Here is a 12,206-nt window from a genome sequence, read left to right on the forward strand (position 1 = left end):
CTCTCCAATCGCAATGGATGAAGGTCTACGTTTCGCAATCCGCGAAGGTGGCCGTACTGTAGGTGCTGGTGTAGTAGCAACTATCGTAGAGTAATAATTAACTTTTAAGTTAATTGTTAGAAAAAGGCCACTTCGGTGGCCTTTTTTAATGTCTGCGATTTACGTCATGTGAAGGTGGCGCTATTACCTTAGGCGTAGGTGCTTTGTAGCAACGTTCAATGAGTAATAATTAACTTTTAAGTTAATTGTTAGAAAAAGGTCACTTCGGTGGCCTTTTTTAATGCCTACGATTTACGTCATGTGAAGGTGGCGCTGTTACCCATAGGCGTAGGTGCTTTGTTGCAACGTTCAATGAGTAATAATTAATTTTTAAGTTAATTGTTAGAAAAAGGTCACTTAGGTGGCCTTTTTTAATGTCTGCGATTTGAGCTGTAAGCTCTAAGCGGAAAGTTTTAAGCTGCTCGGTGTTAATATGTACTTGTAGGCGAGTGGCTTGCCACCGCGTTTATAACAGAAAGTAAATATATTAAATGTTCTTGCTATTTAAGTTGAGGAGATCTAGATTTTTACCGCTTACCGCTTACCGCTTACCGCTTACCGCTTACCGCTTACCGCTTACCGCTTACCGCTTACCGCTTACCGCTTACCGCTTACCGCTTACCGCTTACCTATCATAACGTTATGATATAACAAATAAAAAATGTAACTTTTAATTTTTATGTAACATAAAGATACTTTTTAAGTAACAAAACCTACCTAATATGATGCTCTCATTACTACAGACATTCTTGACCAAATCGTATCAATGGAACTTAAAAATGAAAATTAATAAAATTGCGACTGCAATTGGTTTAACACTGGCATTGTCAGCGGGTGCTAATGCAGGTGTGTTACCTGATAACCAAATGAAAAGTGATTGGTATAGCGCTGCACAGGCTAAATTAACCTCTAAAGAAACGATGGCTAATGCAACACCAGCCACTAAAGCAAAGAACGTAATTCTATTTGTTGGTGATGGCATGGGTATATCAACTCTCACCGCAGCACGTATCCTTGCAGGCCAAAAACAAGGCGCTTTAGGAGAAGAGGGCTTTTTGAGCTTTGAAGAATTTCCGTATTCGGCACAAATAAAAACCTATAACGTCGATGCGCAAACACCGGATTCAGCAGGCACCATGACGGCTATTATCTCAGGTGTTAAAACGGATGTTGGTGTTATTGGTGTTAACGAAGACATTGAACGTGGCAAATGTGCAACTGTAGCAGGTAATGAATTAATTACAGCTACAGAGCTTGCAGAAATTAAAGGCCTAGCCACAGGTATTATTTCTACTGCACGGATCACCCACGCAACGCCAGCTGCAACGTATGCAAAATCAGCTGATCGTAATTGGGAAGACATTTCCGACATGCCTGCAGATGCAGTCACTGCAGGTTGTGAAGATATTGCGTCGCAATTAGTTAATTTCGAAAAAAATCTTGAAGCGCGCTTTGCGGGTGTTGATGTTGATGGTCTAGAAGTGGTGATGGGTGGCGGCCGTCGTCATTTCTTACCAAAAGATGCTGCATTTAACTCTAATGATGCTATGAGTGCAGTCGAAGGTGATCGTACTGATGAACGTGATTTAACAGCGCAATGGCAGCAAATGTATAGCGATGGTAAATACATTACTGATCAGGCCGGCTTTGACGCAATAAATGGCGATACCAAACGCGTATTTGGATTATTTAATGAATCGCATATGCAATATGAAGCGGATCGCAGTAATGATATTGCCGGTGAGCCTTCATTAACGCAAATGACGACTAAAGCGATTGATATCTTAAAGAATAATGAAAAAGGGTTTTTCCTAACGGTTGAATCGGGTCGTATCGATCACGCCCACCATGCCGGTAATGCTTACAACGCATTAAATGACACGATTGAATTTGCCAATGCGGTAAAAGCAGCAGTAGAAAATACCGATCCAAATGAAACACTTATTTTAGTCACTGCGGATCACAGCCATGTATTTACCATTGCTGGCTATCCAAAACGCGGTAACCCAATTTTGGGTCAAGTTGTAGCAGTAGGTCGCGATACTCCAACCCTTGCAGCTGACGGTATGCCTTATACCACAGTCGGTTACGCAAATGGCTTGGGCTTTAGAGATTTAGGTGATGAAACAGATGCAGACGCTTCATATTTAGCCGCAGCAGTTGCTGGGCGTGTTGAATTAAGTGGTGTTGATACCTTAACACCGGGCTTTCATCAAGAAGCAGCAGTCCCACTTAGCTCGGAAACTCATGCAGGTGAAGATATTTCATTGCATGCTAAGGGCCCTGGGGCACAGTTGGCACAAGGCGTTGTGGAGCAAAATGTTATTTTCCACATTATCAGTCAAGCGCTCGAACTAATAGAAGAATAATGGTGATTACAATGAAAAAACTTAACTTAATATCTCTTGCTGTGGTTGTTGCGTTAGCGGGTTGCTCTGATGATGACGATAAAATTGAGTCACTGACGGTTAAAAATACGCTTGCAGTTGGCTCTGAGCAATGTATCAATGGTGGCATTGAAACCCTAACAGGTGACGACAGCAATCAAAATGGTGAGCTTGATGCAGATGAAGTAACTACAACCACTGTAGTGTGTAACGATGCTGAAACTTCATTGAATCCACAACAGTTAGCGCCGCTTACTACCAATACTTGGTATAAAGAAGCACACACTAAATTAGCTAGTAGCCAAGATAATATTGCTAATATTGTTAAAGAGTCTGGCAAAGCGAAAAACGTCATTTTGTTTGTTGGCGACGGTATGGGGATTTCAACAGTAACAGCTGCGCGTATTTTAGCGGGTCAGTTACAGGGCAAAATGGGTGAAGAACATCAGTTAAGCTTTGAAACACTACCGTTTTCAGGGTTTGCTAAAACTTATAATGTTGATGCACAAACACCTGATTCTGCAGGTACGATGACAGCAATGGCATCAGGCGTAAAAACTGATGTCGGTGTTATTGGTATTGATGAAGCAGTGGTTAATGGTAATTGTTTGTCAGGTAAAGGCCATGAATTAGTAACGTCATTAGAGCTTGCGGAAATTGCAGGTAAATCAACGGGACTTATTTCAACGGCACGTATTACCCATGCCACACCAGCTGCAACGTATGCAAAAGCGGCAAACCGCAATTGGGAAGATGTTTCAGATATGCCTGAGTCGGAAGCGGCTAATTGTGAAGATATTGCATCGCAACTGGTTAACTTTGAAAAGAACTTAGAAGCGCGTTTTGCTGGGATCGATGTTGATGGTCTTGAAGTGGTAATGGGTGGCGGTCGTCGTCATTTCTTACCAAAAGACGCAGCATATAATTCAGCTGATGCAGTAAGCTCGGTAGAAGGCGATCGTACTGATGGCCGTGATTTAACTGCTGAATGGCAAGCTCAGTATCCAAATGGTCAATACGTAATGGATCAAGCAGGTTTTAATGCGATTGATGTGACTAACACTAAACAAATTTTTGGCTTGTTTAATGAATCTCACATGCAATACGAAGCTGACCGTGGCAATGATATTGCGGGTGAACCATCGTTATCAGAGATGACAGCAAAAGCACTGGATGTATTGGATAACAACGAGAAAGGCTTTTTCTTGACGGTTGAAGCTGGACGAATTGACCATGCTCACCATGCGGGCAATGCCTATAACGCTTTAAGTGATACCATTGAGTTATCAAAAGCGGTGCAAGTGGCGCTTGATAAAACCAGCATTGAAGATACGCTGATTATTGTTACTGCCGATCACAGCCATGTATTTACTATCGCAGGCTACCCAAAACGCGGTAATCCAATTTTAGGTAAAGTGGTTGCCGTGGGTGAAACCGAGCCAACACTTGCTGCCGATAATATGCCATACACCACCGTAGGTTATGCTAATGGTGGCGGCTTTAGAGATTTAGGTCAGGAAACGGATGCTGAAGTAGGTTACGACTTTGCCCCAGTAACCGGCCGTGTTGATTTAACCGATGTGGATACGCAAAGTCCAGGTTTCCACCAAGAAGCACTTGTGCCGCTGTCATCTGAAACTCATGCTGGTGAAGATGTTGGTGTTTATGCAATTGGCCCTGGTGCGCATTTAGTAACAGGTACTAACGAGCAGAGCTTTATTTTTCACGTGATGGATTATGCAGCTGACTTAGTAAAACAAGCGGATGCTAAAGTTACAAATTAAGTAATTGTCATGTAATACGCTTAACTAAAGAGCAACTCAAAACTGAGTTGCTCTTTGTCATTAATCTGCAAAATAAACACATTACAGTGACTCACGGTATTAAATCGAAAAGAGAATCCAGTGAAAAAAATTATCCTATCTTTAGCGTTAATAAGTCCATTGGCCAGTGCCACGCAGTGCGCGTTGGACAGTCAATATGTGCAAGCAAGCTATCAGGTTGGTAAGCAAGTTGCGGGCAAAGCTGTGGCTGAATCTCAACAGTTTACATTATGGCGAACACCCCATCAGGTTGCAGAGCAAGGCCTTGAATTAGTTGAAGTGTGGCAACAGTTGAGTAATCAGCAAATTCGGCCAATTCGTTACTTTCAAACACCGCAGCGTGGTATTGAATATCAACCTTCAGAGGTGCAAGGTCAGCAAGATTGGAGTACTAAATACCAATTAGTGAGTGATGATTTTATTGCCAAGATGACTTTAACCGATGAGCAAGGTGATGGCTGCGAGAAAATACAGCATTATCAATTAGTGCAAGGTGATACTACGATTGAGCTTGCATGGTTGGTAAATCAAAAGCTGGTAAGCGCAATGAGTATTGGTAAACCGCAACTTACTCAAACATTAACGTTGGGCACTGTGGACTTTAAAAAAGCTCAGATACAGCAGCAATTTGCCCTGTGGGATGCTTATCAAACGACTGACTATGCGGATATTGGTGATAACGAAGGCGACCCATTTTTAGCCAAAATGATTAACTTAGGATTTATCGAGCATGGTGCGTCTGGCTTTTATGATGCTAATGGTAAAGCGCTTGGAGGTGGGCACAGCCACTAAAAAGGGCCGGTGAATGCTCTTTTAAAGTCTCGATTTGGGTGTTAAAAGGCCAAATTTCAGCTTTATAAATTAGCATGTGGCCAGTGCCCGCAAAAGTATCGATTCGTTTAACCGTAATAAGTGATATTACACTATCGCAGCTGTATTTAGGTCGGGTTCAAATCATTCGTTGTTTGTTTTGCTATAAAGATCACCTTACGATACAAATAAAATTGGCTAAAATGGCTTTCCTCTTTTAACTTTAGTAGATGTACTATTTAAGGAGATTGAATCGTGAGTGACACACAAAGTAATCACCCCCACGGGGTTTTCTGTTGGTCAGAGTTATGTACATCTAACTGGAAAAGCGGCAAAGCTTTTTACACTGAGTTATTTGCTTGGGGGGCTGATGATCAACCCATTGGTGATGGTCTTTATTACACTATGTTACAAAAGCAAGGTGATGATATTGCTGCCATGTATCAAATGCCGAACGAACAAAAAAACGCAGCGACATCAAGTCATTGGTTAGCCTATATTGCAGTAGATAATATTGATGAAGTAGCTGAAAAAGCCAAACAATTAGGTGCTGATATTATCGCCGGTCCTCATGATGTAATGGACGCGGGTCGCATGGTGTTGCTAAATGAGCCTGGTGGTGCATTATTTGCCTTATGGCAAGGTAATCAACATAAAGGTTGCAAACGTTTAGGTGAACTTAATACTCCCTATTGGCATGAACTGGCAACCCGCAACAGTGCTGCAAGCCGTGAGTTTTATTGCCAGTTATTGGGTTGGCAGAGCGTTGAAAAACCTATGCAAGGAATGAGCTACACATTATTCACTGTTGCTGACCAACCCGTTGCAGGGATGATTGAAATGACCGATGAATGGCCTGCAGAAATTCCTGCTCACTGGATGATTTATTTTGCTGTCGATGATTGTGATAACTATGTCGCAACGGCTCAGCAACTTGGCGGTGAAGTGTGTGTGGCACCAACCGATATTCCCGAGGTGGGCCGCTTTAGTGTGATCACCGATCCACAAGGCGCAGTGTTTTCAATTATGACCTCCGCTATGAATGATGTGAAATGTAACTAGTTATGCTTAATTTAATTAACTAAAAAAGCACTTAGGTGCTTTTTTTATTTTTGTTTGCCCCAAGCTCTCAGTTATAGAGTGTATATAGAATGGGAGTAAAAGTATGACAAAGCATGTGGTAATTACAGGCGCTAATCGTGGCATCGGCCTTAATTTATGTCAGCAATATTTAGCAAAGGGTTACCAGGTTACGGCCGTGGTGCGTACTCCAAGCGATGAACTTAAAGAATTAGATGTGACAGTGATCAGCAATATCGATGTTGCCAATGCAGCAGATATCGAAACACTTGAAAACCAGTTACATGGGCATAAGATAGATCTGCTTATTAACAATGCCGGTATTTTCCATAATGAAAGTATGGCAGAGATGGATTTTGATACCATTAATCAACAGATAGCCATCAATGCTGTAGCACCAATTCGAGTTACCCATGCGTTAATACACTGCTTAGGTATTGACGCTAAAGTTGCCATGATCAGCAGTCGCTTAGGGTCGATTGCTGATAATGACTCAGGTGGTTATATTGGTTATCGTATGTCAAAGGCTGCACTTAACGTGGCATCAGTCAGTTTAGCTCATGAGCTAAAAAGCAAAAAAATTGCGGTTGGTTTATTTCATCCGGGCTTTGTGCAAACACAAATGGTTAATTATGCCGGAGACATTTCGCCTGAATTATCTGCAGAGCTTTTAGCACAACGTATTGATGAACTAAACCTAAGCAATAGTGGTGGTTTTTGGCATTCAAATGGTGAAACCCTACCTTGGTAAATAATATTTAATGTAGGTTATCTTTAATAGCTAAACAGGCTGTAAATCAGCAGTCAGTTTAGCTAAATTTAATTAATTTTTGCTATAATGCTGTCATATTAACGATTTTAGTATTTGAGAGCAGCACATGGAATTAGAGCAAGATAGTAGTTTAACACTTCCGTTATTTCTTTTTGATGAGACCTTAAATGAGCGAGATTTATCGACCCCTGATCTCTCAATAAGCGTACTTTTAGATGACGACTTACTGACCCAGCTTTGTCAAAATCCAGCAGCGGATAGCAGCATTGCTATTACTATTTCAGATTATATTGTAGAAGCCCATAACCCGGCGTTTGCAGACTTAGCAAGCAATGCACATCAAGCACAGCTAACTTTAACGCGTGGACCATTATTGAGCGCAGTACTCGATACCCAATCAGAGCAAACATTTGTGTCCCCACAAATGGATATGATGCCGACGTTTGACTTGGGCGATGAGGACGAATAATTCGATGAGAAAGTCTTTTTTGCTGAGTGCACTAATTGTTGTGCTCAGTGGCTGCGCTTATTTAGGTGCCGCTCATTACAATGAGCTATTCGGGCCAGAGCAAACACAGCAGCGTATGGTTGAACATAACTCAGGTAGCGGTGCTGAGTTTTTACAGCATGTACAACCTGTGCTCGAGAGTCGTTGTGTGGTTTGTCATGGCTGCTATGATGCACCATGCCAACTGAAACTTTCATCTCCAGAAGGAATTGACCGCGGCCTAAGTAAGGAACGTGTTTACAATGGTACTCGTTTATTAGCATCGACTCCCAGCCGCTTACTTTTTGATGCAACGAATACTAGCCAGTGGCGTGATAAAGACTTTACCCCAGTATTGAATGAACGAGCGCAAACAGAGCAAGCAAATCTTGCCGGTAGCGTGTTGTACAACAGTTTAGTGTTAAAAATGAGCTCACCGCTACCAAATGATGAGATCTTAGGTGATGAGTTTGATTTTTCTTTAGATCGCTCGCAAAGCTGCGCCACTATAGGAGAATTTGACAGCCTTGCCAACAGCCAACCTCATTCCGGGATGCCATATGGATTACCTGGCATTTCGCGTACTGAATTTAAGCACCTTGAAAAGTGGCTTAAAGAGGGCGGTAAAATGGCGCATATTAAACCGCCAAGCACAGCTGCTTTAGCTCAAGCACAACGCTGGGAGAGCTTTTTAAATCAAGACGGTTTAAAGTATCAATTAACAGCACGTTATGTGTTTGAACATTGGTATTTAGCGCATATTTATTTTGCTCAAGATGATGAAAAAAGCTTTTTTAAATTGGTGCGTTCGAGTACACCACCAGGGCAGGACATTGAGTTAATAAATACCCGCCGCCCTTACGATGATCCTAAAGTGGAGCGGGTGTATTATCGCTTAATGCATGACCGTTCGACTATTTTGGCAAAAACGCATTTACCACTGGCACTGAATGACAGTAAATTAGCGCGCTTGTACAGCCAGTTTATTGCGCCAGATTATCACGTTGACAGCATGCCAAGTTACTTGCCAGAAATAGCATCCAACCCATTTAAAGTGTTTGCCGCCATGCCGGTTAAATCTAAATATCAATTCATGCTAGATGAGGCTGAATTAATTATTATGGGCTTTATTAAAGGGCCTGTTTGTCGTGGTCAAATAGCGTTAAATGTTATTAATGATCATTTTTGGGTGGCATTTGCTGATCCTGCTAAAGTTGCAACGCCAGAAGTGGGTGAAATGCTGCTACAACATGAAGATGCCTTGGCATTGCCTGCGGCTGAAGAAAGCAATACTTTAGCTATATCTAGCTGGGTCAAATACGCCAAACGTCAGAATACTTACCTTAAAGGCAAGGTTACGTTGGCAAATAGTATGTTCAAAAATGGTGAAAACCTAACCACCGACCTATTATGGCGTGGTGACGAGGTAAATGATAATGCTGCTCTGACTATTTTCCGCCATTTTGATAGTGCGACTGTGGTTAAAGGTTTTATTGGCCAAGAGCCAAAAACCATGTGGGTATTAGATTACGCACTGTTTGAGCGGATACATTATTTATTAGTTGCCGGGTTTGATGTCTACGGTAATGTTGGCCATCAGTTGATCACTCGTTTATACATGGATTTTTTGCGTCTAGAAGGCGAGCAAAACTTTTTAGCATTGTTACCTAAGCCACAGCGTAAAGAGTTAAAAGCAAACTGGTATCGTAAAGCACCACCGAGTTTAACTAATTTCTTTGAAAGTGGTGATAAGTTTAGTCAGCCAACAGGAATTGACTACAAAACACAGGATCCACAACACGAGTTATATGGCTTAATTAAACAAACGCTAAAACCGGTGTTAAGTCCGCGCTTTGATTACACACAAGTACCAGAGCCGTTACAGCAATTAAATAATATACCTGCAAAAGCAATTAATTTACTGCCGCAAATCTCGTTTATATTAGTGAAAGACGGTGCTGCAGAGCATCAAGCGTATACCATGATCCATCACAATGCCCATTATAATATTTCTAGTTTATTGAACGAGGAAGGGCAGCGCGCTTATGCAGAAGATACCGTCACCATTGTGCCTGGTTTCATTGGTGATTACCCTGAAACAATTTGGTATCTGAATAATCCACAACAACTTGCATCATTTGCCGAGCAACTACCATTGATGCAAATAGAAGCCGATTACAGAGCACTGAAAAGTAAATTTGCAATTCGCCGAACACATCCGCAATTTTGGCAGTACAGTGATATTTTGCACAAAGTTGCCAAGCAGTACCGTGGTGTTGAATACGGTTTATTTGATTATAATCGTTTAGAAAATCGGTAATTATAAAAGCAAAATTGATAAACCCCGCATTGAAGCGGGGTTTATTTTTTTAATAATATCATTGCGTAAAGTGTCGCTTTATTCCCTTTGGTCTACACTTATTAAAAAAAATAGGGCCTATTATGATTCAAATTATTGCTAATATTCGGTCGCGTTATCGTTGGGCGTTATTAGCGATAGCGATTCTCTCGAGCGCGAGTGCTTTGCTTATTCAGTTTATGTTTTTTGTGCAAAAAGACGATGCTCATATTATCAATGTTGCAGGTAAGCAGCGGATGTTGTCACAAAAAATCGCTTGGCATAGTAATGCCATGGTTACTGATATTGGTAGCAATATTAGATTACACCGTGATGTATTAGCTAAAGCGAGCGCAGAGTTTAGAGCTGGGCATGAATTTTTAGTGCAACAGCATTCTAATGGCGATTATTTATATTTAGACGACCAGTTAGTTGCTTATTATTTTTCATCACCAATTAACCTTGCGCAAACGTCGCTAGCGTATTTGGCTAAAGTGCAGCTACTGTTAAATGCTCCTAGTGCAAGCAAAGCAGAAAAGCGATTTACAATTGCTGAGGTTGAACGCTTGCTCAAGGATCTTGATGGTGCAGTTACACTATTTGAACAACAAGCAAAGTTCAAAACCCGAGTGCTGTCCAACCTAGAGCTGGCTTTTTGGCTATTAACTTTAGTGTTGCTATTCATTGAGCTGAAATTTATATTTCAGCCTATGGAGCTGCAAATTACCGCTGCGATTAATAAATATCAACAACAAAAGTTGCGAGCAGAGCAGATAAGCACTTATAAAGAGCGCTTTATCGCACGGGCAAGTCATGAATTTAGAACACCGCTACAAGGGCTAGTAGACTCGATTGAGCAACTTCAGCTATCAGAATCTCAGCAAGCATTGCAAAAACAAGCAAAATATTGTGCCAGCAGAATTGTAAGTATGCTGGATGAGTTACATGAACTACAGCAGTTTAATACTGGGCAATGGCAGTTAAAATTTATCAAGCGTAATTTAATAACCACGCTTGAGTCGGCTATTACACCTTTTCAGTTTGCCTGTGATAACAAACAGTTAAAGTTTGAAGTAAAACTCAGTTCTGAGTTAGATCGCTATACAGAGTTTGATCATTTACGATTGCAGCAAATCATTACCGAGCTACTTAGTAATGCCATTAAATTTACTAGCACTGGGCAGGTTTCAATATCCGTTAGTTACCAAGATGGTCATATTAAAATTGTGGTCGCTGATAGCGGCGTTGGTTTTGCTCAATGCTATCCATATTTAAATCATCATAGCATCGAACAGGGCAATGATTTTCAGGGCTTACAAACCGGTTTAGCGCGTGTGCAACATATTGTTAGTGCTATGCAAGGCGGCATTGAGTTTAAAGATGTCATACCGCATGGTGCACAGATTAAGATCCGTTTGCCATTATCTAAAGCTGCACTACTAACGAATCAAGGCAACTTACCCGCACAACTGCATTGCTTAATTGTGGAAGATAATTTATTAAACGCGACAATTTTATCGCGAATTTTAACCGAGCTTAATTACACGGTTGAAGTGGCTGAAAACGGTTTAATAGCAACACAAAAAATTACTGAAAGTGAGTTTAATGTGATTTTTATGGATTTGAACATGCCGGTGATGGATGGCTTTCAAGCGATAGATATCATCCGCCAAGAACTAAATTCAACGGTTCCGATCATTGTGATCACCGCCAACACTGCGCCAAGTGATTTAGAGCGAACTTATGAACTTGGCTCTAATGTACATGTTTATAAACCATTTTCGGTTGCGGATATTAAAAAAGCCCTCATGAATGTATTTAACGAGGGCTGATAATTTTAGTGGCTGATTTTAATATCACCTACACCGACTTCAACGTTAATGCGGTATTGGCCGTCACCGTTATATTTACTAGTTGAGGTGACCAGCTTACGGCTATGTTTAGCATCATTTTTCATGCCTGCTATTTTGGTGTCGCCAACACCACTATCTAGAGTGATCGTTTGATAGTCAGCTAACGCGCTGCTGATCCGCACCGCGCCCACACCGACATCGATGCTGGCAGTATTAGCAAAATTATTTACTTCAATATCGCCCACACCTAGCTCTAAATCTATCGCCATGGTTGTTGGTATACTTACCAGCCAGCTTTGTTGCACATCGTCATTATCAATCGAGAGGCTCAGCTTATCGCTACTTTGTTGATTTTTTAAAGTGATATCTTCAAGTGCAACATCATCACTAAACCAATTATCATTTTTCGCTTTTAGCTCAATCGACACGGTTACTTGGTTACCTTGATGGGTGCTAAGTTCAAGGCTGCCAACGGGCACGTTGATCGCCAATGCCTGCTTGGCAGTGACATCAAAGGTCTGTTCAATTTTTTGCTCAGCATGAGCAGCTAAACTACTGGTTAATAAGATTACGGCTAAACTAGAGATACTAAGTGTATTCATTATTTTTACTCGTTG

General features: G+C 41.3%; 10 protein-coding genes. 9 read left to right on the plus strand and 1 reads right to left on the minus strand.

Annotation, left to right across the window (positions count from 1 at the left end; translation table 11 throughout):
- The 9 genes from PSR9079_RS17170 to PSR9079_RS17210 all read left to right on the plus strand — a co-directional run.
- On the plus strand, window positions 1–94 hold a 94-nt coding region (locus PSR9079_RS17170; RefSeq protein WP_484297941.1), incomplete at its 5' end, for an EF-Tu C-terminal domain-related protein.
- Window positions 95–818: 724 nt separating this feature from the next.
- Window positions 819–2,408 (plus strand): alkaline phosphatase, encoded by a 1,590-nt coding sequence (locus tag PSR9079_RS17175; protein ID WP_145238328.1) that lies wholly within the window; start codon window positions 819–821, stop codon window positions 2,406–2,408.
- A gap of 11 nt (window positions 2,409–2,419) precedes the next feature.
- A complete protein-coding gene (locus tag PSR9079_RS17180) occupies window positions 2,420–4,210 on the plus strand; it encodes an alkaline phosphatase (RefSeq protein ID WP_145238331.1) in 1,791 nt (596 codons plus the stop codon).
- A gap of 120 nt (window positions 4,211–4,330) precedes the next feature.
- Complete coding sequence (locus tag PSR9079_RS17185) at window positions 4,331–5,041, plus strand: hypothetical protein (protein ID WP_149982573.1); 711 nt, start codon at window positions 4,331–4,333, stop codon at window positions 5,039–5,041.
- A 273-nt stretch (window positions 5,042–5,314) separates the two neighbouring features.
- On the plus strand, window positions 5,315–6,121 hold the full coding sequence (locus PSR9079_RS17190) for a VOC family protein (protein ID WP_145238336.1): 807 nt from the start codon (window positions 5,315–5,317) through the stop codon (window positions 6,119–6,121).
- Window positions 6,122–6,224: 103 nt separating this feature from the next.
- Window positions 6,225–6,890, plus strand: coding sequence for an SDR family oxidoreductase (locus PSR9079_RS17195; RefSeq protein ID WP_149982574.1), 666 nt, complete (start codon window positions 6,225–6,227; stop codon window positions 6,888–6,890).
- A gap of 127 nt (window positions 6,891–7,017) precedes the next feature.
- Complete coding sequence (locus tag PSR9079_RS17200) at window positions 7,018–7,380, plus strand: hypothetical protein (protein ID WP_149982575.1); 363 nt, start codon at window positions 7,018–7,020, stop codon at window positions 7,378–7,380.
- Between the two features lie 4 nt (window positions 7,381–7,384).
- The gene (locus tag PSR9079_RS17205; protein ID WP_149982576.1) at window positions 7,385–9,718 is read left to right on the plus strand and encodes a fatty acid cis/trans isomerase; all 2,334 of its coding nucleotides are present in this window, start codon (window positions 7,385–7,387) and stop codon (window positions 9,716–9,718) included.
- 122 nt (window positions 9,719–9,840) lie between these two features.
- Entirely contained in the window at window positions 9,841–11,568 is a 1,728-nt protein-coding gene (locus PSR9079_RS17210) for a response regulator (RefSeq protein ID WP_149982577.1), read from the plus strand.
- A 5-nt stretch (window positions 11,569–11,573) separates the two neighbouring features.
- Here the strand turns inward: PSR9079_RS17210 and PSR9079_RS17215 are convergent, their stop codons facing one another.
- Complete coding sequence (locus PSR9079_RS17215) at window positions 11,574–12,191, minus strand: hypothetical protein (RefSeq protein WP_149982578.1); 618 nt, start codon at window positions 12,189–12,191, stop codon at window positions 11,574–11,576.
- Window positions 12,192–12,206: the final 15 nt, after the last annotated feature.

The sequence above is a fragment of the Pseudoalteromonas rhizosphaerae genome, from assembly GCF_902498845.1.
GTDB classification, from domain to species: domain Bacteria; phylum Pseudomonadota; class Gammaproteobacteria; order Enterobacterales; family Alteromonadaceae; genus Pseudoalteromonas; species Pseudoalteromonas rhizosphaerae.

Coding starts and splice junctions, on each gene's coding strand:
- PSR9079_RS17195 (WP_149982574.1), top strand. CDS start 6,225: ATGACAAAGCATGTGGTAATTACAGGCGCTAATCGTGGCATCGGCCTT.
- PSR9079_RS17180 (WP_145238331.1), top strand. CDS start 2,420: ATGAAAAAACTTAACTTAATATCTCTTGCTGTGGTTGTTGCGTTAGCG.
- PSR9079_RS17215 (WP_149982578.1), bottom strand. CDS start 12,191: ATGAATACACTTAGTATCTCTAGTTTAGCCGTAATCTTATTAACCAGT.
- PSR9079_RS17210 (WP_149982577.1), top strand. CDS start 9,841: ATGATTCAAATTATTGCTAATATTCGGTCGCGTTATCGTTGGGCGTTA.
- PSR9079_RS17205 (WP_149982576.1), top strand. CDS start 7,385: ATGAGAAAGTCTTTTTTGCTGAGTGCACTAATTGTTGTGCTCAGTGGC.
- PSR9079_RS17175 (WP_145238328.1), top strand. CDS start 819: ATGAAAATTAATAAAATTGCGACTGCAATTGGTTTAACACTGGCATTG.
- PSR9079_RS17200 (WP_149982575.1), top strand. CDS start 7,018: ATGGAATTAGAGCAAGATAGTAGTTTAACACTTCCGTTATTTCTTTTT.